The following is a 25236-nucleotide window of genomic DNA, read 5'->3' as shown; positions in this document are numbered from 1 at the left end:
CTTGTCCCGCCACCAGCGCCGCCGGCAGTCCCTGCTCAGGCCGCGCCGACTGGCCGCGCCGCCGCTGCGGTTCTTCATGCCGCTGTCCCTGCTGGCGTGCCTGCTCGTGCTCCTCGTGCTGCGCGGCCTGGCCACCAACGAGGTGTTCCACGACACCCGGATCGCGCAGTCCGTCGACAAGACCACCGTGCCCGAGGACCTGCTCAAGGGCGGCCCGGTGATCGACGCGCGCGACAAGAAGGCGGAGCCGGTCAGCTACCGGATCCCGGACAGGACCGTCGTGCTGAGCTTCGACGACGGCCCCTCCCCGGAGTGGACCCCGAAGATCCTCAAGGTGCTGGAGGACCACCAGGTCCGGGCCGACTTCTTCGTCACCGGCTCGATGACCACCCGCAACCCCGAGCTGATCCGGAAGATCGTCGCGGACGGCCACGAGATCGGCCTGCACACCTTCACCCACCCCGACCTGGCCTACCAGTCGCACGCCCGGATCAGCTGGGAGCTGGCCCAGACCCAGCTCGCGCTGGCCGGCGTCGCGGGCGTGCACAGCTCGCTGTTCCGGCCGCCGTACTCCTCCGACGCCTCCGCGATGGACGACTGGAACTACCCGGTCATCAAGTACGTGGGCGCGCACGGCTACCTGACGGCGTTCATCGACCGCGACACCGACGACTGGAAGCGCCCCGGCGTCGAGGAGATCGTCAAGGCGGCGATGCCCGCCAAGCCCGGCGCGGGCGAGCTGATCCTGCTGCACGACGCGGGCGGCGACCGCTCGGAGACCGTCGAGGCGCTCGAACAGATCATCGTCAAGCTGCAGGGCGAGGGCTACCGGTTCACCACCATCTCCGACGCGCTCGGCGCGCCCAGCGCCATGGTGCCGGTGCACGGCTACCAGCTGTGGGCGGGCAAGGTGTTCATCTGGGCCAGCAAGGTCGCCGTGGTCACCCTGCCGGTGCTGGTCGCCCTGCTGGCGCTGGTCGGCTTCCTCAACTTCGGCCGGTTCGCGCTGATGGTCGTCCTGGCGCCGGTGCACGCCCGCCGCTCCAGGAGGCAGGGCGCCTGGGGCGACCCGGTCACCGAGCCGGTCACCGTGCTGGTCCCGGCCTACAACGAGCGCGAGTGCATCGCCAACACCCTCAACTCGCTGGCCGCGAGCGACTACCCGATCGAAGTGATCGTCATCGACGACGGCTCCACGGACGGCACCGCGGACATCGTCGAGGAGATGGACCTGCCGTTCGTCCGGCTGATCCGCAAGGTCAACGGCGGCAAGCCGAGCGCGCTGAACGCCGGCGTCGCGGCCGCCGCCCACGACATCGTGGTGATGATGGACGGCGACACCGTCTTCGAGCCGTCCACCGTGCGCGAGCTGGTGCAGCCCTTCGCCGACCCGAAGATCGGCGCGGTCGCGGGCAACGCCAAGGTCGGCAACCGGGACAGCCTGATCGGCGCCTGGCAGCACATCGAGTACGTGCTGGGCCACAACCTGGACCGCCGGATGTACGACGTGCTCAACGTCATCCCGACCATCCCCGGCGCGGTCGGCGCCTTCCGCCGGGAGGCGCTGCGCGAGGTCGGCGGGATGAGCGACGACACCCTCGCCGAGGACACCGACATCACCATGGCGGTGCTCAGCGCGGGCTGGCGGATCGTCTACGCCGAGCGCGCCCGCGCCTGGACCGAGGCGCCCGCCAGCCTCCAGCAGCTGTGGTCGCAGCGCTACCGCTGGAGCTACGGCTCCATGCAGGCGATGTGGAAGCACCGCCGGGCGGTGACCGCCCGCGGCCCGGCCGGCCGGTTCGGCCGGATCGGCCTGCCGCTGGTGGTGATGTTCGGCGTGGTCGCCCCGCTGCTGGCCCCGCTGGTCGACCTGTTCCTGCTGTACGGGGTGCTGTTCGGCGACACCCCGATCACCCTGGCCAGCTGGGGCGGCTTCATCCTGCTCCAGTCGGTGCTGTCCTGGTACGCCTTCCGGCTCGACCGGGAGAAGCCCTGGCACCTGATCAGCCTGCCGCTGCAGCAGGTGGTCTACCGGCAGTTGATGTACATCGTCCTGTTGCAGTCCACGATCACCGCGTTCACCGGTGGCCGGCTGCGCTGGCAGAAGCTCCGGCGCACCGGCGAGGTCGCCGCCGCACCGGTGGAGGGCTGACATGACTTCACCCGCCGGGCGGCGCGGGGTCCACCAGGACACCGTCCCGCTGCGCATCCCCGCCGGCTTCGGACGCGACTTCGGGCGCGACGAGGACACCCCCGGGCACCCCGGGGGCGCCTTCGGGCGCCACGAGGACACCATGGCGCTGCGCATCCCCGAGCAGATGCGCCGCCAGCTGGAGGAGGCCGCCGAACCCGTGCCGCCGGTCCGCAAGGGCGGCCGGGACCGCTACCTGGACCTGCTGCGCGCGCTGGCGCTGGTCCGGGTGGTGCTCTACCACAACTTCGGCTGGTTCTGGCTGCCGCTGCTGTTCCCGTCGATGGGCGTGATGTTCGCGCTGGCGGGCTCGCTGATGGCCCGTTCGCTGGGCCGCCCCGCGCTCGGCGTGGTCCGCGGCCGGCTGCGCCGCCTGCTGCCGCCGATGTGGCTGTTCGGCGGCATCGTGGTGGCCCTCCAGGTGGTCGACGGCGGCGGCCCCGGCGCCGACGGCCACCCCGCCTGGTGGTGGGCCAAGCTGTCGTTCTGGCTGCTGCCGCTGAGCACGCCCCCGTACGCCGAGGACGGGCTGCACGGCCTGGGCGGCCACGTCGAGTCCGGCTGGGCGACCCAGCTGGTGGTGCCGCTGTGGTACCTGCGGGCCTACCTCTGGTACGTGCTGCTCTCGCCGCTGCTGCTGCGGATGCTGCGCCGCTTCCCGGTGGCCACGCTGTGCTTCCCGCTGGCGATGGTGATCGTGATGAACGGGTTCTTCGCCGACCAGGAGTTCGTCTACCACCGGGTCTGGGAGACCGCCAACGACTTCGCGACCTTCGGCTCCTGCTGGATCCTCGGCATGGCCCACCAGGAGGGGCTGCTGAAGAAGCTCCCGCAGTACGTCCTGCCGTCGATCGCGCCGCTGGTGATGGTCGCCGGGTTCTGGTACCTGCAGACCCGGCCGGTCGACCCGACCCAGCCCACCGACATCGAGGCGTGGCCGATCGCCCAGGCGGTGTGGTCGCTCGGCTTCGTGGCCCTGCTGCTGCACGTCAGCCCGTCCTGGGAGCGCTGGCCCGCCCCGCTGGAGCGCTGGAACGGCCTGGTCAGCCTGCTCAACTCGCGCGCCGTCAGCGTCTACCTGTGGCACGTGACCGCGCTGGTGGCCGCCGTCCCGGTGATCGACCGGCTGTGGGACGTCGACTTCTTCTACCAGCACCTGCGCTGGCTGCTCACCAGCCAGTGGTTCACCCTGCTGATCGGCCTGCCGCTGCTGCTCCTGCTGGTGCTGGCCTTCGGCTGGGTCGAGGACGTGGCCGCCAAGCGCTCGCCGCGGCTGCTGCCCTACCCGCGCCGCCCGCGCGGCAAGCGCCGGGTCGCCGCCTGACCCGCCCGCACCCGCCCGCAGGGGCCCGGCCGCCCGGCCGGGCCCTGCGGCGTTCCCGGGCTAGGCGAGCTCCAGGGCCAGGTAGAAGTCGACCCGGTCCTCCAGCCGGGACAGGTCGCGGCCGGTGAGCTCCTCGATCCGGCCGATCCGGTAGCGCAGCGTGTTGACGTGGACGTGCAGCTGGGCGGCACAGCGGGTCCAGGAGCCGTCGGAGCGCAGGAAGGCCTCCAGGGTGCGGACCAGGTCGGCCTGGTGCTCCAGGTCGTAGGCGATGACCTTGTCCAGCAGGCGGCTGCGGAAGGCGCGGCGGACCTCGTCGGGGACGGCGGCCAGCAGCAGGACGTGCGAGGCGAGCTCCTCGGGGCCGGCGACGCAGATCCGGCCGACCCGGGCGGCGGCGATCCGGCGGGCGTGCCGGGCCTCTTCGAGGGCGCCGCGCAGGCCGCCGGACTCGGCGGCGGGGGCGCAGACGCCGACGGTGATCCGGCCCTCGGAGCCGAGGCCGGCCTCCAGCGGGGCGAGCAGGGCGCGGACCGCGTCGGCGGGGACCGCGGTGTCCAGGGCGGGCAGCACGACGACGGCGCCGGTGGGTCCGAGGGCGGCGACCAGGGCCCGGTCGGTGGCGGCGGCCAGCGCCTCCTCGAGGACCGGGCGCAGCGCGCCGTCGGGCAGGCCGGTGGCGTCGGCGGAGAGCACCAGCCACTGGGGCTGGTCGCCGGAGGTCTCGGTGGAGCCCTCGTAGCGGGCGGCCATGGTGGTGGACGCCTGGAGGGCGCGGCCGATCTCGGCGGGGTCGGCGTCGCGCTGGAGCAGGGCGAGGACCTCGTCGGCGATCCGGCGGCGCAGCCGGCGGCCCTCGTCGCGGCGGGTGCGTTCGGCGGCGACCAGGCGGGCCAGGTTCTCGGCGAGCTGCTGGCGCTTGGGGGTCCACTCGGTGACGTCGCCGGCGACGGCGAGGATCCAGTCGGCGAGCGGGGCCTCGTCGGCGGGGTCGGCGGCGGCGGGCAGCAGCGAGTAGGTGCCGGTGGCGAGGCGGACCCGGTGCGGGGGGCGGCGGCGCTGGCGCTGGGCGGCGAGGTGGGCGCGGACGAGCTGGTCGCGGTCGGCGGGCGGCAGGTGGTCGGCGGGTCCGGCGACGACGCGTCCGGTGGGGGTGAGGACCCAGCAGTCGAGGTCGAGGTCGCCGCCGAGCAGGTCGAGGACGGCGTCCAGGCCGCCGGCGCCGGCGGCGGAGACCAGCAGGCGGTGCCGGTCGACCAGGGCGGCGAGGTCGGCGGCCCGGTCGGCGGAGACCTGGCGGCCGACGTACTCGGTGACGGCGCCGAAGGCGACGTCGTCGGGGACGGCGAGCAGCGGCAGGCGGTGGCGGCGGCAGGCGGCGGCGAGGTCGTCGGGGACGGGGCCGACCTCGACCTCGCCGGCGCCGAGGGCGGCGGCGCCGGCCGCGACGATGGTGCGCACGAAGCGCTCGGAGTCGGCGGGGGCGGTGCGCCAGAGCATGCCGGTGAGGACGAGTTCGCCGCCGTGCAGGTAGCGCCCCGGGTCCTGGAGGTCGGTGGTCATCACTCCGGTGACCTGCCGGTCGAGCTCGTCCTCGCCGGCGAGCAGGCGCAGTCGGGGGGCGCCGGGGGCGAGCAGGTCGCGGACGCGCATGGGCGCCCTCCTTGGTCTGTGAGGGTGGGAACGGAGGGTTGGAACGGCCCAGTGTGCACGAGCTGAGCTGGAGGATCGTCCACCTTAGAGGAACGTACAGGACGGCGCGGTGGGCCACCGCCGGGCCTCATGCCATCGGTGACTGCCAGTGGCCCCGGTCACAGCGGTTCACTTGCCAACACGCCGCCGGGCTGCACCGCGGCGCCCGACCGGCCTCCCGGCCCCGGGTGCCGGCAAGGGCGCAGTGCCCGCGTCCGTCGGCGACGACTTGAGGAGTTACCCGCATGGAGTTCCTTCGGCCCGCTACCTGGGACGAGGCACTCGCGGCGAAGGCCGAGCACCCCACCGCGCTGCCCATCTCGGGCGGCACGGACGTCATGGTCGAGATGAACTTCGACGTGCACCGGCCATCCGCGATCCTCGACCTGAACCGCATCACCGAGCTCACCGAGTGGACGGACGACGGCGACGCCGTCCGGTTGGGCGCGGCGGTGCCGTACGCCCGGATCATCGACGAGCTGTCGGTGCCGCTGCCGGGCCTGGCGCTGGCCGCGCACACGGTGGGCTCGCCGCAGATCCGCAACCGCGGCAGTGTCGGCGGCAACCTGGGCGCGGCCTCGCCGGCCGGCGACTCGCACCCGGCGCTGCTGGCCGCGGGCCGGGACGTGCTGGTGGAGGCGCACTCGGTGCGCGGGGTGCGGCTGATCCCGATCGACGAGTTCTACCTCGGGGTGAAGCGCAACAGCCTGGAGCCGGACGAGCTGATCCGCGCGGTGCGGATCCCGGTCGCGGACGGCCCGCAGCAGTTCTCGAAGATCGGCACCCGCAACGCGATGGTGATCGCGGTCTGCGCGTTCGGCTTCGCGCTGCACCCGAAGGACGGCACGGTCGGCACCGGCATCGGGTCGGCCGCGCCGACGCCGCGCCGGGCCGTGGCGGCCGAGGAGTACCTGGGCGGGGTGCTGGCCGAGCGCGGCCTGTGGGAGAGCGGCGAGCTGCTGGGCCCGGAGGTGGTGCAGCGCTTCGGCGAGCTGGTGAAGGCCGCGGCCTCGCCGATCGACGACGTCCGGGGCACCGCCGACTACCGGCGGCACGCGCTGGCCGTGATGGCCCGGCGCACCCTGACGTGGTGTTGGAACGACTATCGCAAGCAGATCAGGAGCGCGGCATGAGGGTCACGTTCAGCGCGAACGGCAAGCCGGTGGAGGCCGACGACGTGTGGGAGGGCGAGTCCCTGCTGTACGTCCTGCGCGAGCGGGTCGGCCTGCCCGGGTCGAAGAACGCCTGCGAGCAGGGCGAGTGCGGCTCGTGCACGGTCTACCTGGACGGGGTGCCGGTGTGCTCCTGCCTGGTGGCGGCGGGCCAGGTGCAGGGCCGCGAGGTGCGCACCGTGGAGGGCCTGGCCGGCCAGGACGGCGAGCTGGGCCTGGTGCAGCAGGCGTTCGTGGACGCGGGCGCCGTGCAGTGCGGCTTCTGCACCCCGGGCCTGCTGGTGCAGACCGACGCCCTGCTGGCCGCGGACCCGCAGCCCTCGGACACGGACATCCGCGAGGCGCTGTCGGGCAACCTGTGCCGCTGCACCGGCTACGAGAAGATCATGGACGCGGTGCGGCTGGCCTCGGCCCGCAAGTGCTCGGTCGAAGGGGTGGCGAAGTGACCGCGCGGACGATCCAGGGCCAGAAGAACCTGCAGAAGATCAACCAGGCGTCCAAGGACGGCGTCGGCGGCTCCCCGCTGCGCCCGGACGGCACGCTGAAGGTGAAGGGCGAGTTCGCCTACTCCTCCGACATGTGGCACGAGGACATGCTGTGGGGCACCGCGCTGCGCTCCCCGCACCCGCGCGCCAACATCCTGTCGGTCGACGTCTCGGAGGCGCTGAAGGTGCCCGGGGTGTACGCGGTGCTCACCCACGAGGACATCCCGGGCGAGAAGTACTACGGCCTGGAGATCCAGGACCAGCCGGCCCTGGCGATCGACAAGGTCCGCTACCACGGCGAGGCGATCGCCCTGGTGGCCGCGGACCACCCGGAGACGGCCCGCCGCGCGGTGAAGAAGATCAAGGTCGAGTACGAGGTGCTCACCCCGATCACCACCGAGGAGCAGTGCCTCGACCCGGAGACCCACGGCTACGTGCACGAGCCGCACGAGTACCGGTCGCACGCGTACGGCAACGTCTGCCACGAGCAGAAGCTGGTCTCCGGCCTGGGCGTCACCGACGAGGTGCGGGCGCTGGCGGACGTGATCGTGTCCGGCGAGTACGAGGTCGGCATGCAGGACCAGGCGTTCCTGGGCCCGGAGTCCGGCCTGGCGGTGCCCGCCGAGGACGGCGGCGTCGACCTGTACATCGCCACCCAGTGGCTGCACGTGGACCGCCAGCAGATGGCGCCCGTGCTGGACCTGCCGCTGGAGAAGGTCCGGCTCACGCTGGCCGGGGTGGGCGGGGCGTTCGGCGGCCGCGAGGACCTGTCGATGCAGATCCACGCCTGCCTGCTGGCGCTGCACACCGGCAAGCCCGTCAAGATCGTCTACGCCCGGGACGAGTCGTTCTTCGGGCACGTGCACCGCCACCCGGCGAAGATGCGCTACGAGCACGGCGCCACCCGCGACGGCAAGCTGGTCTTCGCGGACTGCCGGATCGTGCTGGACGGCGGCGCCTACGCCTCCGCCTCCCCCGCGGTGGTCGGCAACGCCGCCTCGCTGGGCCACGGCCCGTACGTCATCCCGAACGTGCGGATGCACGCCATCGCGCTGTACTCCAACAACCCGTCCTGCGGGGCGATGCGCGGCTTCGGCGCGGTGCAGGCCGCGTTCGGCTACGAGTCGCAGCTGGACAAGCTGGCCGAGGCGCTCGGCATGGACCCGGTGGAGCTGCGGCAGCTGAACGCCGTCACCCAGGGCGACCGGATGCCGACCGGGCAGGAGATCGACGCGCCCGCGCCGGTCGCCGAACTGCTCCAGCGGGTCAAGGACATGCCGCTGCCGCCGCCGCTCGACCTGGAGCACCTGGACGTGCGCACCCTGCCGGGCGCGCTGTCCAACACCTCGCACGGCGAGGGCATCGTGCGCGGCGTCGGCTACTCGGTGGGCATCAAGAACGTCGGCTTCTCCGAGGGCTTCGACGACTACTCGACCGCCCGGGTCCGGCTGGAGGTGATCGGCGGCGAGCCGGTCGCCATGGTGCACACCGCGATGGCCGAGGTCGGCCAGGGCGGCGTCACCGTGCACGCCCAGATCGCCCGCACCGAGCTGGGCGTCGAGCAGGTCACCATCCACCCGGCCAACACCGAGGTCGGCTCGGCGGGTTCGACCTCCGCGTCCCGGCAGACGTACATGACCGGCGGCGCGGTGAAGCTGGCCGCCGAGGCGGTCCGGCACGAGCTGCTGGAGCGCGGGCGGCACCGCTACGGCTGGACGCAGGACGACCTGTCGCTGGTCGGCGGCAAGGTGGTCTCGGCCTCGGCGGGCGTGCTGATCCCGATCGTGGACCTGCTCGGCGAGGACGCCATCGAGCAGACCCGCGAGCACCACCACCGCCCCACCGTCCCGTTCGACAAGGAGACCGGGCAGGGCTTCGGCCACGTCCAGTACACCTTCTGCGCCAACCGCGCGGTGGTGGACGTGGACGTGGAGCTGGGCCTGGTCAAGGTGGTCGAGCTGACGGCCGTGCAGGACGTCGGCAAGGCGCTCAACCCGCTCTCGGTGGTCGGCCAGATCCAGGGCGGCTGCACCCAGGCGCTGGGGCTCGCGGTGATGGAGGAGATCGTGGTCAAGGACGGCAAGGTGCGCAACGCCTCCTTCACCGACTACCTGATCCCCACCATCCTGGACACCCCGCCGATCCCGGTGCAGATCCTGGAGCTCCCCGACCCGAACGCCCCGTACGGGCTGCGCGGCGTCGGCGAGGCCCCCACCGTCTCCGCCACCCCGTCGATCGTCGCGGCCATCCGCCAGGCCACCGGCAAGGCGCTCAACCGCATCCCGGTGCGGCCGGAGCACCTGACCGACACGCTCTGACGGCCCGTCAAGAACGTCCCCGGGGGCGGCACCCAGTCTTCCCTGCCGACCCCCGGGGCGCTGCCGGAGTCTCGCCGGGCCCCGCAGCACCCCCACCCGTGAGTCGAACCAGTCCCCCTGCGTACCCCACCTGACGGGCATTCAGGTCGGCTCGCCCACCCCAACCCCCTATGAACCTTGGGAGTGGACATGTCCCGGACCTCCACGGAGCCCGGCCCCACCGACGAAGCGGCCCCCACCGCGCCCGAAACACCTCCCAGAGGCGCCCTCGACGCCTACTTCAAGATCTCTGCGCGCGGCTCCACCCTGGGCAACGAGATCCGCGGCGGTCTCACCACCTTCATGGCGATGGCCTACATCGTCCTGCTCAACCCGATCATCCTGAGCGGCGCGGACGTCACCGGCGCCAAGCTGAGCCACGCCCAGCTGACCACCGCCACCGCGCTGGCCGCTGCCGTCACCACGATCCTGATGGGCGTGGTCGGCAACGTGCCGCTGGCGGTCGCGGCCGGCCTGTCCGTCTCGGGCGCGATATCCGCGCTGGTGGTGCCGCACACCACCTGGGCGCAGGCGATGGGCCTGTGCGTGATCTACGGCCTGCTGATCGTGCTGCTGGTGGTCTCCGGCCTGCGCGAGAAGATCATGAACGGCATCCCGCTGCCGCTCAAGCACGCCATCACCATCGGCATCGGCCTGTTCGTCTCGATCATCGGCCTCTACAAGGCCGGGTTCGTGCACACCGGCGGCCCCACCCCGCTCTCGCTCGGCCCGTTCGGCGAGCTCCAGGGCTGGCCGGTGCTGATCTTCTCCCTCACCCTGCTGACCATCTTCGTGCTGCTGGCCCGGAACGTGCGGGGCGCGATCCTGATCGGCATCGCGGCGGGCACCGTGGTCGCGCTGGTGGTCAACGAGGCCGCCGGGTTGACCGCGAAGGACTGGGGCGGCTCGGCGCCGACCTGGCCCGGCTCGCCGGTCTCCGCGCCCGACTTCGGGCTGTTCGGACACGTCGACCTGTTCGGCGCGTTCGGCTCGCACGGGCTGGGCGCGATCAGCGCCTCGGTCGCCGTGTTCACCCTGGTGCTGGCCGGGTTCTTCGACGCGATGGCCACCATCATCGGCGTCGGCACCGAGGCCGGGCTGGCCGACTCCAAGGGCCGGATGCCCGGCCTGTCGAAGGCGCTGTTCATCGACGGCGCGGGCGGCGCGATCGGCGGCCTGTCCGGGGCGTCCGGGCAGACCGTGTTCGTCGAGTCGGCGACCGGCGTCGGCGACGGCGCCCGCACCGGCCTGGCCTCCACCGTCACCGGCGGCGTGTTCGCGCTGATGCTGTTCTTCTCGCCGGTGGCCGCCGTGGTGCCGGTGCAGGTCGCCTCCGCCGCGCTGGTGGTGATCGGCTCGATGATGATGAGCCAGGCCCGGCACATCGACTGGTCGGACCGCGAGGTCGCCATCCCGGCGTTCCTCACCTGCGTGCTGATGCCGTTCACGTACAGCATCACCGCGGGCGTCGCGGCCGGCGTCATCTCGTACACCGTGATCAAGGCGGGCACCGGCAAGTGGCGCGAGCCCGGCCCGCTGATGTGGATCCTGACCGGCGTGTTCGTCGTGTACTTCGCGCTCGTCCCGATCAAGTCCTGGCTGGGCGTCCACTGACGCCCCCGCCGCCCCGCCGGACCCTCCGGCGGGGCGGCGCCGTCCCGCTGCGAGGAGCAAACCCGTGCACGACATCGCCGCCCAGCTGCACACCTGGCACGCCGCCGGACGCCCCTTCGCGGTGGCCACCGTGGTCGGCGTCTCCGGCTCCGCCCCGCGCGACCCGGGCGCCGCGCTGGCCGTCGACGCGGACGGCGAGGCGGTCGGCTCGGTCTCCGGCGGCTGCGTCGAGGGCGCCGTGTACGAGCTGTGCCGCACCGCGCTGGAGACCGGCGTTCCCGTGCTGGAACGCTTCGGCTACAGCGACGAGGACGCCTTCGCCGTCGGCCTGACCTGCGGCGGCCTGCTCGACGTCTTCGTCCAGCCGGTCGTCCCCGGCGCGGACCCCGGCCTGGACGCCGCCGTCGCCTACACCGCCTCCGGCACGCCCGTCGCGGTCGCCCGGATCGTCGACGGCCCGCCCGCGCTGCTCGGCGGCACCCTCGCCGTCACCGCCGACGCCCACCACGGCACCTTCGCCTCCTTCCGGCTGGAGCGCGCCGCCGTCGCCGAGGCCCGCGCGATGCTCTCCGCCGGGCGCACCGGCCGGCTGGTCCTCGGCCTGGACGGGCGGCCCTGCGACCCGTCGGCCGAGCACACCGTCACCGTCTTCGTCGAGGCGTACGTGCCGCCGCCGCGGATGCTGGTCTTCGGTGCGATCGACTTCGCCTCGGCCGTCGTGCGGATCGGCAAGTTCCTCGGCTACCACGTCACCGTCTGCGACGCCCGGCCGGTCTTCGCCACCGCGCGCCGCTTCCCCGAGGCCGACGAGATCGTCGTCGACTGGCCGCACCGCTACCTCGACACCCAGCTGGAGCGGCTCGACGGCCGCAGCGTGCTGTGCGTCCTGACCCACGACGCCAAGTTCGACGTCCCGCTGCTGGAACGCGCCCTGCGCCTGCCGGTCGGCTACGTCGGCGCGATGGGCTCCCGCCGCACCCACCGCGACCGCACCGCCCGGCTGCGCGAAGTCGGCCTCACCGAAACCGAGTTGGCCCGCCTGCACTCCCCCATCGGCCTCGACCTCGGCGCCCGCACCCCCGAGGAGACCGCCGTCTCCATCGCCGCCCAGCTCGTCGCCGAGGCCCGCGGCGGCTCCTGCCTCCCGCTCTCCGCCACCGGCGGCCCGATCCACCACGACCTCACCGCCGACCCCGGCTCCCCGCACGCGGCCTGAGCTAGCGGCTGTCGCCGCCCCAGTCCCACCGCCGCGGATCCGCCGCCCGCGGCGCGTAGCGGGAGGTGCCGGCCCCGCCGTAACGCCCCAGGTGGGTGGGCAGGTCGGCGCCGTCCGCGAGGGTGTCGGCCGCCCAGCCCGTGACGTCCAGCAGCAGCCCGTCCAACGGCCCCCCGACCAGCTCCCGGTACACCCGGCCCGCCCGGGGCCCCGGATCGTCGTGGTCCGCCCCGTAGACCCGGCCCCGCAGCAACTGCTCGCTGTCACGCTCGTCCATGGGGCCAGGCTGGCACCCGGGACCGACAACCCGGGCCCGGCGGGCGCCCCCCGGGGTCAGCACTCCGTCTTCTTCGCGGGGCTGAAGAGGATCGGCACGTCCTCCGTCACCCGCTGCCCGTTCCGCGTGACGACGGCCTGGTAGGTGCCGCCCCGGTCCTCGGGGAGGTCGACGGTGTAGAAGCGCCGCTCCACGCCCCCGACCGTGTACCGGGCGACCTCCGCCAGCGGGTGGTCCCGGCCCGCGCAGCTGACCGAGACCGCCTCCTCGGAGCTGGCCATCAGCAGGGCCGTCATGGTGTCGTCGGCGTTCAGCGTGGACCAGAAGACGTGCCGCAGGCCCGGACCGGTCACGGCCAGCTTCTCCGGCCCCTCGCACGTGGACGCCGGGGTGAGGCGGGTGACCGCCTCCACCAGGCAGACGTCCCCGGACGCCGTCTGCCAGAGCAGTTGCGGCACCTGACCGCCGTGTCCACCGATCGAGGCGATGGAACCCTCCACCGGTGACCAGCCCTCGGCCGCCGCCCTCTCCAGCGCCTGGCTGCGCGCCTCGGCCGGGAACCCCGCCACGGGGGCCGCCGACCCGGTGGGCGCCCCGGTGGGGCTCGCCGACCCGGCGGGCGCCCCGGTGGGGGCCACGGCCGTCGCGTGGTCGTCCGGGGCCCCGGAGCCCTGGGTGCAGGCCGCGAGGCCCAGCAGGAGGACGGCCACGGCGGTGGGAGCCGTTCTGCGGCCGATCGGGTTGCGCGCCATCTCTGTTCTCCCCCTTCGACACCCCCGACCCGTACGCCGGGAGGAGGCCCGAGTATGGCACCGCCTCCGGCCCCGACGCCCCGTGGTTTCCCTCCCGTTACCGTGCCTCCCGCTACAGCCCCTCCCCCAGTGCCCCGCCCTCCTTCGCGCCCGGGAGGACCCAGGCGACCGCCGAGGCCGTGTGGGTCAGGAACGGCGTCAGCGCGTCGCGTTCGGCGAGGCGGGTCTGGACGCGGGTGAAGAGGGCGGGGTCGGGCATGAAGGCGCAGAAGAGGAGGCCGCGGTCGGTGGGGGTGTCGTCGTAGGACCAGCCGCGGCGGAGCATCCGGGTGCCGCCGTCGAGGCGGGGGCTGCTGAGGCGGACGTGGGCGGTGGCGGGGATGACGTAGGAGCCGTCGGGGTGCTTGGCGTAGATGTCGGGGTCGTCGTGTTCGGCGGTGCCGGTGAGCGGGGCGCCGGTGTCGGCGCGGCGGCCCATCGCGAGGTCGCGGCCGTCGGCGGGGAGGGCGGCGAAGGCGGCGGTGTCCATCCGGATCCGGCGGTAGACCAGGACGGTGCCGTCCTGCTGCCAGAGGGCGGGGTCGGCGGGGTCGGGGTTGGCGGTGCCGTCCTTGAAGCCGAAGAGGTTGCGCGGGGTCTGCCCGTCGGGGGCGGGGGGCAGGAAACCGGCCTGGTGCCAGCGGAGGGCGGCGCCCGCGGCGGTGGCGGCCGCGAGCAGGTGCTCGGTGAGGATGCCGGTGGTCCAGGGCTGTTCGGCGCTGACCTGGAGCAGCAGGTCGCCGCCGCTGCGGGCCGGGTCGAGGCGGTCGCCGGGGAAGGCGGGGAGTTCGGCGAGGGCGGCCGGGGCGGGCAGGTGGAGGCGGGTGGCGAGGGCCGGCCCGATCGCGGCGAGCGAGGTGACGGGCGGGGTGCCGGTCAGCCGCGGGTCGGCGAGGCCGCCGTCCGCGGCCCGGGCGAGGACCTCGCTCGCGGCGGCGAGCAGGGTGCGCAGCGCGGCCCGGTCGGTGGCGGCGGGCAGGTCGAGGGCGAGCAGCCGGGTGGCGGGGAGCTGGCGGTGCAGGACGCCGGACTGCCGGGCGCCGTGGAACGGGACGGGCCCGGGGGCGGCGGGGCGGCGGCGGGGCCGGGCCGGTCCTCGCGGGCGAGGACGGTCGCGGCGCCGGCTCCGGCGGCGAGCGCGGCCCCGGCGGCGAGCAGCGCCCGGCGGTCGATCCGGGGGCGGGCGGGGGCGGCGGTGTCCTGCGGGTTCGCCCGTTCGGTGTGCATGGCGGCCATTGCAGACGATAGAACACGTTTCATGCAACTCCTCCTCTCCTCTTCACGGTTGATGCACCGTCAGCGCCGGACGGCCCGGCTGCTGCTCGGTGCGGCGCTGCTGCTGCTCCCGGCCGCGGCCGGCTGCTCCTCGGGCGGGGGCGGCGGCACGTCCGCCGACCGCCATCCGCCGGGGACGGTGCTGCGGGTGCCGGAGGACTTCCCGACGGTGCAGCGGGCGGTGGACGCCGCGAACCCGGGCGACCTGGTGCTGGTCGGCCCGGGCACGTACCGGGAGAGCGTGCGGATCACCAGGCCCCGGGTGGTGCTGCGCGGGACGGACCGGAACGCGGTGGTGTTCGACGGCGGGCTGAAGCTGGTCAACGGGATCACCGCGACCGGCGCGGGCAGCGTGGTGGAGAACCTGACCGTGCACGGCTACCTGGCCAACGGCGTGCTGTTCACCGGCGTCACCGACGAGAAGCTCCAGCGGCACGGCGCGGGCGGCTCCGCGTACGACCCGCTGGACACCACCCGCTTCCCCGCCGTGCAGGGCTTCCGGGCGACCCGGGTGACGGCGTACGGGAACGCGCTGTACGGCATCTACGCGTTCGACGCGCGGGGCGGGGTCATCGAGGAGTCGTACGCGTCCGGGCAGGCCGATTCGGGGATCTACGTCGGGCAGTGCAAGCCGTGCGACACCCTGGTGCGGGGCAACACGGTGGAGCGCAACGCGGTCGGGATCGAGATCACCAACGCGTCGGAGAACCTGACCGTGGTGGGCAACCGGGTGGTGGGCAACCGAGTCGGGGTGACGGTCAACTCCAACGACCTGGAGTCGCTGGCGCCGCAGCACGCCGCGGTGATCGCGGGCAACGTGGTGGCGGACAACAACGCGGCGGACTCGCCGGAGCAGGCCGACGGCGGCTTCGGGATCGGCATCGGGATCGGCGGCGGCACCGGCAACCGGGTCGAGCGCAACCTGGTGCGCGGCAACCGGGCGGCGGGCGTGGTGGTGACCGACCCGCCGGGGCACCCGGCGTCCGGCAACCGGGTCACCGGGAACGAGGTCACCGGCAACGGGGTGGACCTGGTCAGCTCGGCCGCCGACCCGGGCAACTGCTTCACCGGCAACGGGCCTTCGACGCAGAGCCCGGACGGGCTGGAGCAGTTGGCGGCCTGCGACGCGACGGGCGCGGGCCGCGTCCCGGCCGGGCGCGCGGCGGGCGTGCAGGCCCCGCCGGGGACGGCGTTCAACGCCGTCCCGGTGCCGCCCGCGCAGCCCTCGCTGGCCGACCCGCACGCCCCGGCGGTGCCCGCCGTCGACCTGCCCGGCAAGGTCGACCCGGACGCCTACCCGCTGCCGTCGGACTCCTGACGCCGCGTCGGCCGACGGCGGCACCGGCTCGGCCTGCCGTCGGCGTCCTGGCCCCGGCTCGGCCCGCGGCCCTCCTGACAGCGGATCAGCCCGCCGCCGGAGCCCTGGCCACGGCTCGGCCCACGACCCTCCTGACATCGGATCAGCCCACCGCCGGAGCCCTGGCCACGGCTCGGCCCACGACCCTCCTGACATCGGATCAGCCCGCCGCCGGAGCCCTGGCCCCGGCTCGGCCCGTCGTCGTCCTGACACCGGATCAGCCCGCCGTCGCCCAGGGCGCCTCGGGGAGCTTCGCCCCGTCCTGCCGGCCCTCGAAGTCGAGGGTGGCGGGGGTGCCGATGCCCGCCATCCGCATGGTGACCCGGCGCAGGCCGCCCTCGGCGTCGATCCAGTAGGTGAGCGGCGAGGTGCCGTCGCCGGTGGCCGCCGCGGTGGTGGCGGCGTCGCGCGGGCGGGGGCCGGAGATCCGGTCGTGCTCGCGGCCGTCGATCCGGTCCCGGCCGAGCCAGCGGGGGCCGGCCTGGGCGAGCAGCAGCGGGTTGTCGGGGCGGTCGGCGCCGAGTTGGACCGCCAGGTCCAGCCCGGCGTCGAGCGGGTCGCTGCCGTAGGTGCGGGAGGCCCAGCCGGTGCGCGGGACGTGCTCGGCCTGCTCCCAGGGCTGCCCGGCCGCCCCGGCGGGGGCCTTGGCCAGGCCGAGGCCCCCGGTGTCCCAGACCACCAGCCCCTCGTCCAGCACCCCCTGGGGTCCGCGCACCCGGTAGCTGCCGGCGGCGTGCCTGGTCCGGTAGTCGATGACGCCGTGCACCTCGACCACCGTCCCGCCGCCCTCGTCGGCGGTGAGCGCGACCTCGACCGGGCTCGCCCCGTACAGGGTGAACCGGGAGAGCGCGAGCCGGGACGCCTCCTCGGTGCTGAGCGGGCGGCTGCCGCCGCCCCGGCCGGACACCTGCCAGGCCGTCACCCCGCCGGCGGCGACCAGGACGGCGGCCACCACGGCCGCGACGGCGTACCGGCGGCGGTTCTTCTTCTGCGTTGCCACGGCTTCCTCTGCTGGGGGTTCACGGACGTCCGGCGCCCGGTGCGGGGTTCACGGACGTCCCGCGCTCGGTGCGCGTTCGGCGTTCTCACGGGCGGGGGCCCCGGGTTGGCGCCCGGGGCCCCCAGTGTGACGTCGGATCAGCTGCTGCGGCGCCTCCTCGCCACGATCACCAGGCCGGTGCCGAGCACCAGCAGCAGCGCGCCGCCGGCCAGCGCGAACGGGACGGCCCCGTCCAGGCCGGTGCTGGCGAGGCTGCCGGAGGGCGCCGGGCGGGCCTGCGGCGGTGCGGGCGCGACCGGGGTCGGCGTGGGGGTCGGGGTCGGGGTGGGCGTGGGGCTCGGGCTGGGTTGCGGGGCGAGGGTGTTGACGGCGGTGGTGATGAGGCCGGCGTCCAGGTGCGCGTCGTCCAGCACGAGCGGTCCGAGGACCGGCTGTTCGGGGGCCTGGTAGCCCTTGGGCGGGCTGACCTCCTGCCAGTAGTAGGTGCCCAGGTCGGCCTGCTCGGTGCAGGTGCCGTCCTCGCCGGTGGTGCACGGGTCGCCGGCCTTGGCGTCGGGCTTCGCCCCGTCGGTCTGCAGGCCGTCGGTGCCGTTGGACTCGCGCCACAGCTGGAAGACCGCACCGGGCAGCGGCTTGCCGTCCTGGTCGTGCTTGACCAGGCGCAGCGCGCCCTGCTGGTGCTGGAACCCGAAGTCGAAGCTGTGGTCGTCCTGGCCGGGGCCGCCGGTGGTGAGCACCCGCTCCACGTAGGTGCCGCCCTTGGGGACGGTGCCGTCGGAGTCGGTCAGGCGGTTGTCGCCGACGTTGTCCTTGGTCGGGACCCAGTGGTACAGCGGGCCGCCCTTGGCGTAGTCGGCGGGGTTGTCGAGCCGGATGGTGTAGCCGGTCTTCGGTTTGAGGCCGCCGGTGACGTTGGTGTCGTCGAAGTAGTACTCGCCGCGGGCGGTGGTCTTGGTGGTGCCGACCAGCTTGCCGTCCGCGTCGTACAGGTGGACGGTCGCGCCGGGGACCGGCTGCTGCTGCGGGAGTTGCTGCCCGGAGCGCTCGGGGTCGTACCAGACCCGGTTGCCGATCTGCAGCGGGGCGCGGTCGCAGAGCACTTCGAGGTCGGCCATCGCGGCGCCCTTGCCGAAGCGTGAGCGGCCGTCGGACAGCTCCTGGCCGAACCCGGGGTCGGGTGCGCCGGTGCGCAGGGTGAACATGGTGCCGGCGGTGACGATGTTGTTGGACACGTCGTAGCCGGAGGTGGCGATCGAACTCTCCACCCGGGACAGCGCCATGCCCGCGAACGTCGGGTACGGGTGCCCGCCGGGGTAGGGCCGGCTCAGGTCGAAGAAGCCCTTGTTGCGGACGGTCTCCCCGCAGCCGAGGTTGACGTCCAGCACGTACGTGCCGCCGGACTTGCAGGCCTTGTTGAGGTCGGCCGAGGCCAGCACGTAGACGAAGCCGGGCGGGAACGGCTGCCCGTCCGGCGGGGCGGCGGCGGCCTGGTCGGCGTACCGGTCGCGGAAGGATAGCAGCATCGAGCCGTCGGTCTCGAAGCCGACCTCGCCGAGCTCGGGCTCCGGGTTGAGGCCGCAGACCTGGCCGTTCTGCAGCGGCTGGTCGTCCTGCCACGGGTACCAGTAGTAGCCCGCGCAGATGTTCGCCGGGGTGCCCCGGTGGTCGAGCGGCTGGTCGAGCACGGCCGCCTTGAAAGCGCCGGTGGCCGGGTCGAAGGGCAGCACGACGGCCCGCAGGTCGGTGATCTTCCCGGTGGACTGGCCGGAGCAGACGCCGCCGACGTAGCCGACCCCGTCCTGCATGCCCAGCCCGTACGGGCGCCAGTCCTCAGCCGACGGGCAGTCGGCGGCGGGGATGGCGTACACGGCCTTGGGCGCGGACGCGGTCGGCGCGGACGCGGTCGGCGCGGTCGCGTCGTACCGGTACAGCCTGCGGTCGTGCAGGTTGACCACGTACAGGTCGCGGCCGTCCTCGGTCAGCTTCAGCCCGCCCAGGCTCTCCTTGCCGACGGCCGGCAGGAACGCCGCGTCGTCGCCGCCGGCGTGGGCGGTGCTGCCCGCGTTCGGGACGGTGGCGAACAGGGCGGTGGTCTTCTTCGCCGGGTCGGTGACGTAGATCGCGCCCGGGCCGCCGGGGCCGTACGCGGTGGCGCGCTTGGCCTGGGCGGAGCTGAACAGCCGCTGGTCGTCGCGGTTCCAGGCGATGCCGAAGACGTTCCCGGTCTCGCCGCTGGTGCCGATGTTCGTGACGTCCTTGTTCACGCCGCGCGCCTCGTACGGGAAGGTCAGCAGGGTGCGCTGGCCCGCCGGGGCGCCGATCGGCGGCTGGCAGGCGGTGGCCAGCGGGGCGTTGCGCTGGCAGTAGTCGGACGGGTTCCACAGGCCGGTGGTGAGGGTGGCCTGCTTGCCCGCGGACAGGTCGACGAACTCCTCGTTGCTGCTCAGCTTGTCCGGCGCCCCGGCCAGGCCCTCGCGGGCGGCGAACGCCGGGTACAGCACGCCCGGCTGCGGATTCACCACCTCGACGCGGTACTTGCCGCTCGCGGTGTCCTTGGCGGGCTTGAGGGTCACCGTGCCGTCGGCCGCCGTGACACCGGTGCGCACCCCGCCGTCCTCGCCGGTCAACGTCACCGTCACCCCGGCCAGGCCCGGCTCCAGCGCCGGACTCCACGTCCCGCTCTCGTCCACCGCCCGCACCACCCGCACCGTCACCGACCCGTCCGCCGAGGCGGGCGAGGCCGAGGGGCGGCGACGGCGGTGGCCGCCGCGAAGGCCGCCACCACGGCGGCGGCCCGTTCGGCCCGCCGCCGACCGGCGCCCCGTACGGGCGCCCTGGTCTGTTGCTCTGTCTGGGTCATGCCCTGCTCTCGTCGTCGCTCCGGAAGGCGCGCCGGACCGCTGCGGAAGGATCACCGGAACGGTGCAGGACGCACCCCTTTTGGCCGAATGGTAAGCGGAATACGAACATCCGCGGTGCCGTACAAGAAAATTGACGACCCATCAGGAAGCACATCGATCACCGCCGCGTGCGCCTCGTGCGCCCCGCCCTGCGACCTCCTGACGCACCGTCAGATCGCCGCGCCGCGGCTGGAACGGCACCCGGCCGATCCGGTACGGTACGGTCCTCGTCCGTACCGGAACCGGGGGGCTGGGATGACGAGGACACCGGACACCACCGCACTGCGCACCGCCGACCTCCACCTGCGCCCGTGGGAGGACGCCGACGCCGACACCCTCACCGCGCTGCTCGCCGACCCGGAGATCCGCCGCTGGTCCTCCCGCCGCATCGACGACCGCGACGCCGCCCTGCACTGGATCGCCACCCAACGCACCAACCGCGCCACCGGCGAACTCCTCAGCTACGCCGTCCTCGCCGACGGCCTGATCGCCGGCCACATCGCCCTCAAACGCCCCGGCGGCACCGGCCCCACCGCCGAGGTCGGCTACTGGACCGCCGCTCCCGCCCGCGGCCGCGGCCTCGCCACCCGCGCCCTCACCCTGCTCTCCGCCTGGGCCCTCTCCCCCGCCGACGGCCTCGCCCTGACCCGCCTCGAACTCATCCACAACGCGGCCAACCCCGCCTCCTGCCACGTCGCCCGCAAAGCCGGCTTCCCCCTCGAGTCCACCCTCCCGCCCCGCCCCCCGCACCCCGCCGAGGGCCACCTCCACGCCCGCACCCGCCCGGCCCCCGAGTAGCCGGCCCCGGCCCCGGGGCGGGGTGGACGTTCCACCGCGACCGGGGTGGGTGGGGGCAGGAGAATGGAACGGTTCGCGGAAGCCCTGAGAGGTCTGGGAGGCGTGCGATGCGAACCCTGATCGTCGCGGAGATCGACACCGAGAAGTCCAACGAGCTGATCACCAGCGGGCAGATGCCCGAGATGATGGGCCGGATGATGGAGCAGTTGCGGCCGGAGGCGGCGTACTTCTACCCGCTGAACGGCCACCGGGGGTTCACCCTCGTGGTGGACGTGGACCAGGAGTCCTCGCTGGTCACCACCATGGAGCCGCTGTGGATGCGGCTCGGGGCCAGGGTCACGGTGACGCCGTGCATGTCGGCGGACGAACTGCGGGCCGGGATCGAGAAGTTGAGGGGCTGAGACCGAGGGGTCGAGACAGCGGGTGCCGCCGCAGCCCGGGGCCGCGGCGGTCAGTCGCCGAGGGCGAGTTTCGCACCGAAGCCGAGGACGGCGATGCCGGTGGCGCGGTCCAGCAGGCGGCGGACGGAGGGACGGCGCAGGCGGGTGCGCAGGGTGCGGGCGAAGGCGATCAGGGCGGCGGACCAGAGCAGGCCCTCGGCCACGTGGACGGAGGTGAGCAGGACGCCGGCCGCCAGGTGCGGGGCGCCGGCCGGGATGAACGGGGGCAGGACGGCGACGTAGAAGACGCCGACCTTGGGGTTGAGCAGGTTGGTGAGCGTCCCGCGCCGCCAGCCGGCCCACCAGCCGCCGGGGCGCTCCGCGCCGTCCTCGTCGGCGGGGTCGTCCGGTTGCGGGCGGCGGCGGAGCATCTGCACGCCCATCCACAGCAGGTAGCAGACGCCCGCCCAGCGCAGCGTCTCGTAGGCGAGGCGGGAGGCGGTGAGCAGCACGCTGATCCCGGCCGCGGAGGCGGTGCCCCAGATCAGGGTGCCGGTCTGGATGCCGAGGACCACGCCCCACGCCTGGCGCCGCGGGCCGAGCACGGCGGTGCGCAGGATCAGCGCGGTGTCGAGGCCCGGGGTGAGCGTGAGCAGGCCCACCACCAGGGCGAAGGAGGCGAGCGGTCCGGCCATCGTCGTCAGGTCCACGGCGGGTCAGTCTACGAGCCCGCGGGGCGGCCGAACCGGGCCAGGCAGTGCCAGACCTGCTTGAGGTGCTGCGGGTCGTGCCGCCCGGTGCGGGCGGCGGCGCCGATCGCCGCCGGGTCGAGCACCCCGTCGCGGGCGATCGCGGCGGCGAGCGCGGTCACGTGCGGGCCGCGGTAGTCGGCGTGGCGGGGCAGGTCGGCGGCGGGGAGGCGGTGGCCGGGGTGCCACTCGACGGGGCAGGGCAGGGCGCGGGCGGCGGTCTCGACCTCGGTGCCGCGGTAGCACGGGTCGAGGACCAGGGCGGCGACGTGCGCGTCGAACCGGACGGGGCCGTGCAGGTGGGCCTCGATGCAGTCGTCCAGGGCGTCCTGCTCGTCGGCCTCGGCGACCGCGAGCAGCGGCATGGCGTCGGCGGTGCCGAAGTCCTCGGGCTCGAAGACGCTGTCGGGGTAGCAGAAGGTGGCCCGGTGCAGGGTGCCGGGCATCAGCCGGAAGTGCGCGGACCCGAAGCGCGGCGCCCCGCCGTAGGGGCTGCGCCGGTAGTTGAGCGCGCCGTAGACGGGACGGCGCTCGGCCGGGGCCCCGTCGTAGGCGCCGCCGAAGATCCGGCTCTCCCACCTCCAGCGGTCGCCGCCGGGGTGGGCGGTGAGGCCGCCGTTGCTGGTCCCGGTGCTGAACTGGGAACGGTAGGCGCCGTCGCGGGCCATCGCGGCCAGGATCGGCGTCCCGTCGGGGCCGGTGCGGTCCGGGTGGAAGTTAAGCGTGACGTCGAGCCCGGCGGGCAGCGGGTCGCCGCTGCTGCGGGCCGCGACGTGCGAAAGGGCTGCGCGGGCTTCGGACGGCTGTTCCATGGCGCGCAGTCTGCCCTGGTCAGCCATGCTCCCGCAGCCCCTTTTCGCGCGGCGAAGCGACCGGATGCGAAAGCAGGGGCGCGGGGAACTGCGCGAAGGGGAACGGGGCTTCGGAAAGATCCGGCTTCCCTCGGCACCCGAATCCTGGTCGCGGCCCCCTGCGGAGCGTGGCACGCGCAGGGGCTCCGCCCACCTGCCACCGGCCCTCCGTCCACGGATCTTGCCCGCGGCCCGTCCCCCTGCGCGCAGTTCCCCGCGCCCCTGATTTCTCGCAGGCTGTTCAGCCCGCGTTGATCCGGGCGGCCTTGCGCAGCAGGGCGGGGCTGAGGCGGCCGAGGAGGCGGGCGGCTTTGGCTTCGAAGGTGACGGGGACGACGGGTTTGCGGGTGCGGACGGCGCGGAGGATCTCGGTGGCGACCTTCTCCGGGGGGAAGTTGCGGCGGGCGTACAGCTTGGAGACCTTGGCCTGCTGCGCGGCGAGGGCGTCGTCGTCGAGGCCGGAGAAGGTGGTGGTGCGGGTGATGTTGGTGTTGACGATGCCGGGGCAGATGGTGGAGACGCCGATGCGGTGCGGGGCGAGTTCGGCGCGCAGGCAGTCGGAGAGCATGAAGACGGCGGACTTGGAGGTGGCGTACGCGGCGAGCTGCTTGGCGGGCAGGTAGGCGGCGGCGGAGGCGAGGTTGACGAGGTGGCCCCCCGTGCCGCGGTCGACCATGAGTCGGCCGAAGGCGCGGCAGCCGTGGATGACGCCCCACAGGTTGACGTCCAGGACGCGGCGCCACTCGTCCTCGGTGGTCTGCAGGAAGGTGCCGGAGTGGCCGATGCCGGCGTTGTTGACGACCACGTCGGGGACGCCGTGCTCGGTGGCGACCTGCTGGGCGAAGGCGTCGACGGCGGCGCCGTCGCTGACGTCGACCTGGTAGGCGGCGGCCTTGGTGCCGGAGAGTTCGCAGAGTTCGGCGGTGCGCTGGGCGGCGGGCAGGTCGCGGTCGCAGACCACGACCCGGGCGCCCGCGTCGGCGAAGGCGAGGGCGGTGGCCCGGCCGATGCCGCTGCCGCCGCCGGTGACGACGACCAGTTCGCCCGCGGTGGAGGGTTCCTGGCGGGCGGCGCCGTGGTCGCGGGCGGTGAAGTCGCGGACCAGGGCGGCGACGGTGGGGCCCTGTTCGAGCAGCGCGGACCAGTGGGTGGCGTTGAGGGTGCGGCGGGTGAGCCGGGGGACCCAGCGTTCCAGGCCCTCGGAGAGGAAGTCGGAGACGTAGTGGTCGCGTTGCAGGGTGATCAGCTGGACCGGTACTTCGGTGTGCCGTTCGCGCGGGGCCCGGACCCGGGGGCGCATGTTGGCCCGGTACAGCTCGATGCCGTGCACGGCGTCCTCGGCGAGGGTGGCCTGCGGGTGGCCGGGCCGGGGGCGGACGGCTTCCAGGTCGCGCAGGACGCGGGGCCAGAGCCGGGCCAGGCCGAGCTTCCAGGCGGCGGGGGCGAGGACGGGCAGTTGGAACAGCGCGATGTACCAGGAGTGGGCGCCCTGGCGCAGCAGTTGGGACAGGTGGCGGGGGGTGGGGCGGCGCAGCCGGTGCCGGATCCAGTACCCCATGTGGTCCAGGCAGGGGCCGGACATGGTGGTGTAGGAGGCGATCCGCCGGTACGCGCCGGGGGTGGTGACGGCCTCCCAGGACTGGACGCTGCCCCAGTCGTGCGCGACGACGTGCACGGGGCGGTCGGGGCTGACGGCGTCGGCGACGGCGAACAGGTCCTCGCCGAGCAGTTCGAGCCGGTAGTCCTCGCGGGTGGCGGGCACGCCGGAGGCGCCGGAGCCGCGGGTGTCGTAGCGCACCACGTGGTGGTCGGCGGCGAGGTCGGCGGCGACGTCGTCCCAGACCGAGTGGTCGTCGGGGTAGCCGTGCACCAGGACGACGGTCGGGTCGGCGGGGTCGCCCTGCTCGTACACGGCGAGGGCGAGCCCGCCGGAGTCGACGGTGCGGCGGCGGATGTCGGTGCGGCGGCCGGTCATGCTGCGTCCTCCTGGAGTGCCCAGCGCCGCACGTGCGGCAGGTCGTCGTCGAGCCAGTACGCGTCCTCGTCGGTGACCACGAGGAGTTCCTCGAACTTGATGCCCACGTCGCGGAACCCGATGTGCGGTTCGACCGCCCACAGGCCGGGGGTCGGCGCGTGCCGGGAGGCCCGACCGCCCGCCCACAGCGGGGACCTGCCCTCCAGGCGCTCCTTGACCAGTTCGCGTCCGAGGGTCTGCAGCGTACGCACTCCGAAGCCGAACAGGTTGACTCCGGCCGGACCGCGGGCGGTGTTCCTGGTCACCTGGTGGCCGATCACCCGGCCCGGGTAGACCTGGTGGCGGTTGTCGTAGCCGTGCGCGGCGAGTTGGGCGTCGACGGCGGCGTACACCTCGGCGAGCGGCTTGCGGGCCTTTACCTCGCGCAGGATCAGGTCGCGGTAGGTCTTGAGGTCCTTGGCGAGCAGGTCCCAGACGGCGTTCTCGCCGACCTTGCCGCCGTAGCCGATGTCGGCGGTGTAGCCGTCCACCACGGGCGCGCAGTCCAGCACGTACGGCATGCCCTCGGCGAGCACCCGGGAGCCGGCGAAGAACTGCAGCGGGGTGTGGAAGTGCCGGAACGCGGTGCGGTCGCCGAACCAGGCGAACGGCACGTGGAAGAAGTCCTGCACGCCGGCCTTCACCAGGCAGCGGCGCAGCTCGGCGGTGGCCTGACGCTCCGTCACGCCGGGTTCGATCCAGGCGGCGACCTGCTCGGCGCAGTGGTAGGACAGCTGCTGGACCTCCCGGAACTTCGCCAGGTCGCGCTCGTCGTACGGGAATCGGGGCACCT

General features: G+C 74.0%; 20 protein-coding genes. 10 read left to right on the top strand and 10 right to left on the bottom strand.

The features are described from left to right. Nucleotides 1-64: 64 nt before the first annotated feature. Together OU787_RS29255 and OU787_RS29250 are read left to right on the top strand one after the other, a co-directional pair. Nucleotides 65-2152: a bifunctional polysaccharide deacetylase/glycosyltransferase family 2 protein gene (locus tag OU787_RS29255; protein WP_380366017.1), complete on the top strand. Its 2088-nt coding sequence runs from the start codon at nt 65-67 to the stop codon at nt 2150-2152. 1 nt (nt 2153) lies between these two features. Further along, the gene (locus OU787_RS29250) at nt 2154-3515 is read left to right on the top strand and encodes an acyltransferase family protein (protein WP_268661163.1); all 1362 of its coding nucleotides are present in this window, start codon (nt 2154-2156) and stop codon (nt 3513-3515) included. 60 nt (nt 3516-3575) lie between these two features. Here OU787_RS29250 and OU787_RS29245 read toward each other — a convergent pair whose 3' ends face one another. Next, nucleotides 3576-5168: a PucR family transcriptional regulator gene (locus tag OU787_RS29245; RefSeq protein ID WP_268661162.1), complete on the bottom strand. Its 1593-nt coding sequence runs from the start codon at nt 5166-5168 to the stop codon at nt 3576-3578. Nucleotides 5169-5452: 284 nt separating this feature from the next. Between OU787_RS29245 and OU787_RS29240 the strand changes: the two genes are divergently transcribed. The 5 genes from OU787_RS29240 (at nt 5453) to OU787_RS29220 (ending at nt 12051) form a co-directional block, all read left to right on the top strand. Continuing rightward, the gene (locus OU787_RS29240) at nt 5453-6340 is read left to right on the top strand and encodes an FAD binding domain-containing protein (protein WP_268661161.1); all 888 of its coding nucleotides are present in this window, start codon (nt 5453-5455) and stop codon (nt 6338-6340) included. Beyond that, nucleotides 6337-6825 carry a (2Fe-2S)-binding protein gene (locus tag OU787_RS29235; RefSeq protein ID WP_030460384.1) on the top strand — a complete coding sequence of 163 codons (489 nt, stop codon included), beginning with the start codon at nt 6337-6339 and terminating at the stop codon, nt 6823-6825. The genes OU787_RS29240 and OU787_RS29235 overlap by 4 nt, the downstream gene beginning before the upstream one ends. Next, on the top strand, nt 6822-9182 hold the full coding sequence (gene pucD, locus OU787_RS29230; RefSeq protein WP_268661160.1) for a xanthine dehydrogenase subunit D: 2361 nt from the start codon (nt 6822-6824) through the stop codon (nt 9180-9182). The genes OU787_RS29235 and pucD overlap by 4 nt, the downstream gene beginning before the upstream one ends. Nucleotides 9183-9371: 189 nt before the next feature. Continuing rightward, on the top strand, nt 9372-10835 hold the full coding sequence (locus OU787_RS29225; protein WP_030460386.1) for an NCS2 family permease: 1464 nt from the start codon (nt 9372-9374) through the stop codon (nt 10833-10835). A gap of 64 nt (nt 10836-10899) precedes the next feature. Beyond that, the gene (locus OU787_RS29220) at nt 10900-12051 is read left to right on the top strand and encodes an XdhC family protein (RefSeq protein ID WP_268661159.1); all 1152 of its coding nucleotides are present in this window, start codon (nt 10900-10902) and stop codon (nt 12049-12051) included. A gap of 1 nt (nt 12052) precedes the next feature. On the opposite strand, the gene OU787_RS29215 is transcribed toward OU787_RS29220, so the two are convergent. The 3 genes from OU787_RS29215 to OU787_RS29205 all read right to left on the bottom strand — a co-directional run bounded on the left by OU787_RS29215 (nt 12053) and on the right by OU787_RS29205 (nt 14383). Next, complete coding sequence (locus tag OU787_RS29215; protein ID WP_030460388.1) at nt 12053-12328, bottom strand: hypothetical protein; 276 nt, start codon at nt 12326-12328, stop codon at nt 12053-12055. A 56-nt stretch (nt 12329-12384) separates the two neighbouring features. Beyond that, nucleotides 12385-13080, bottom strand: coding sequence for a hypothetical protein (locus OU787_RS29210; protein WP_268661158.1), 696 nt, complete (start codon nt 13078-13080; stop codon nt 12385-12387). A 112-nt stretch (nt 13081-13192) separates the two neighbouring features. Continuing rightward, nucleotides 13193-14383, bottom strand: coding sequence for a Dyp-type peroxidase (locus OU787_RS29205; RefSeq protein WP_268661157.1), 1191 nt, complete (start codon nt 14381-14383; stop codon nt 13193-13195). Here OU787_RS29205 and OU787_RS29200 point away from each other — a divergent pair. After that, nucleotides 14378-15712, top strand: a complete 1335-nt coding sequence (locus OU787_RS29200; RefSeq protein WP_268661156.1) for a right-handed parallel beta-helix repeat-containing protein — start codon at nt 14378-14380, stop codon at nt 15710-15712. The two genes, OU787_RS29205 and OU787_RS29200, sit on opposite strands and share 6 nt — an antisense overlap. 256 nt (nt 15713-15968) lie before the next feature. Here OU787_RS29200 and OU787_RS29195 read toward each other — a convergent pair whose 3' ends face one another. Further along, nucleotides 15969-16751, bottom strand: a complete 783-nt coding sequence (locus OU787_RS29195; RefSeq protein ID WP_051816985.1) for an LppX_LprAFG lipoprotein — start codon at nt 16749-16751, stop codon at nt 15969-15971. Nucleotides 16752-16888: 137 nt separating this feature from the next. Beyond that, a complete protein-coding gene (locus OU787_RS29190) occupies nt 16889-19465 on the bottom strand; it encodes an SdrD B-like domain-containing protein (RefSeq protein WP_268661155.1) in 2577 nt (858 codons plus the stop codon). A 441-nt stretch (nt 19466-19906) separates the two neighbouring features. Here OU787_RS29190 and OU787_RS29185 point away from each other — a divergent pair, with 441 nt between their 5' ends. Beyond that, on the top strand, nt 19907-20449 hold the full coding sequence (locus OU787_RS29185; protein WP_030464758.1) for a GNAT family N-acetyltransferase: 543 nt from the start codon (nt 19907-19909) through the stop codon (nt 20447-20449). A 107-nt stretch (nt 20450-20556) separates the two neighbouring features. Then, nucleotides 20557-20850: a hypothetical protein gene (locus OU787_RS29180; protein ID WP_030464445.1), complete on the top strand. Its 294-nt coding sequence runs from the start codon at nt 20557-20559 to the stop codon at nt 20848-20850. A gap of 50 nt (nt 20851-20900) precedes the next feature. Here the strand turns inward: OU787_RS29180 and OU787_RS29175 are convergent, their stop codons facing one another. The 4 genes from OU787_RS29175 to OU787_RS29160 all read right to left on the bottom strand — a co-directional run bounded on the left by OU787_RS29175 (nt 20901) and on the right by OU787_RS29160 (nt 25234). Further along, entirely contained in the window at nt 20901-21524 is a 624-nt protein-coding gene (locus OU787_RS29175; RefSeq protein WP_030464446.1) for a LysE family translocator, read from the bottom strand. Nucleotides 21525-21550: 26 nt separating this feature from the next. Next, entirely contained in the window at nt 21551-22417 is an 867-nt protein-coding gene (locus OU787_RS29170; protein WP_268661154.1) for a DUF3626 domain-containing protein, read from the bottom strand. A 253-nt stretch (nt 22418-22670) separates the two neighbouring features. Beyond that, on the bottom strand, nt 22671-24404 hold the full coding sequence (locus OU787_RS29165) for an SDR family oxidoreductase (RefSeq protein WP_268661153.1): 1734 nt from the start codon (nt 24402-24404) through the stop codon (nt 22671-22673). Then, nucleotides 24401-25234, bottom strand: a complete 834-nt coding sequence (locus OU787_RS29160) for a M24 family metallopeptidase (RefSeq protein ID WP_268661152.1) — start codon at nt 25232-25234, stop codon at nt 24401-24403. The genes OU787_RS29165 and OU787_RS29160 overlap by 4 nt, the downstream gene beginning before the upstream one ends. Nucleotides 25235-25236: the final 2 nt, after the last annotated feature.

The sequence above is a fragment of the Kitasatospora sp. YST-16 genome, from assembly GCF_026802215.1.
GTDB classification, from domain to species: Bacteria; Actinomycetota; Actinomycetes; order Streptomycetales; family Streptomycetaceae; genus Kitasatospora; species Kitasatospora cineracea.
Note: the sequence above shows the minus strand (reverse complement) of the source record. Positions and strands in the feature narration are given on the sequence as shown.

What these genes read in the sequence shown, in the direction of transcription:
- OU787_RS29250 (WP_268661163.1), top strand. Translation starts at nt 2,154, where the DNA reads ATGACTTCACCCGCCGGGCGGCGCGGGGTCCACCAGGACACCGTCCCG.
- OU787_RS29245 (WP_268661162.1), bottom strand. Translation starts at nt 5,168, where the DNA reads ATGCGCGTCCGCGACCTGCTCGCCCCCGGCGCCCCCCGACTGCGCCTG.
- OU787_RS29240 (WP_268661161.1), top strand. Translation starts at nt 5,453, where the DNA reads ATGGAGTTCCTTCGGCCCGCTACCTGGGACGAGGCACTCGCGGCGAAG.
- OU787_RS29235 (WP_030460384.1), top strand. Translation starts at nt 6,337, where the DNA reads ATGAGGGTCACGTTCAGCGCGAACGGCAAGCCGGTGGAGGCCGACGAC.
- OU787_RS29225 (WP_030460386.1), top strand. Translation starts at nt 9,372, where the DNA reads ATGTCCCGGACCTCCACGGAGCCCGGCCCCACCGACGAAGCGGCCCCC.
- OU787_RS29215 (WP_030460388.1), bottom strand. Translation starts at nt 12,328, where the DNA reads ATGGACGAGCGTGACAGCGAGCAGTTGCTGCGGGGCCGGGTCTACGGG.
- OU787_RS29210 (WP_268661158.1), bottom strand. Translation starts at nt 13,080, where the DNA reads ATGGCGCGCAACCCGATCGGCCGCAGAACGGCTCCCACCGCCGTGGCC.
- OU787_RS29200 (WP_268661156.1), top strand. Translation starts at nt 14,378, where the DNA reads ATGCAACTCCTCCTCTCCTCTTCACGGTTGATGCACCGTCAGCGCCGG.
- OU787_RS29185 (WP_030464758.1), top strand. Translation starts at nt 19,907, where the DNA reads ATGACGAGGACACCGGACACCACCGCACTGCGCACCGCCGACCTCCAC.
- OU787_RS29180 (WP_030464445.1), top strand. Translation starts at nt 20,557, where the DNA reads ATGCGAACCCTGATCGTCGCGGAGATCGACACCGAGAAGTCCAACGAG.
- OU787_RS29175 (WP_030464446.1), bottom strand. Translation starts at nt 21,524, where the DNA reads ATGGCCGGACCGCTCGCCTCCTTCGCCCTGGTGGTGGGCCTGCTCACG.
- OU787_RS29170 (WP_268661154.1), bottom strand. Translation starts at nt 22,417, where the DNA reads ATGGCTGACCAGGGCAGACTGCGCGCCATGGAACAGCCGTCCGAAGCC.
- OU787_RS29165 (WP_268661153.1), bottom strand. Translation starts at nt 24,404, where the DNA reads ATGACCGGCCGCCGCACCGACATCCGCCGCCGCACCGTCGACTCCGGC.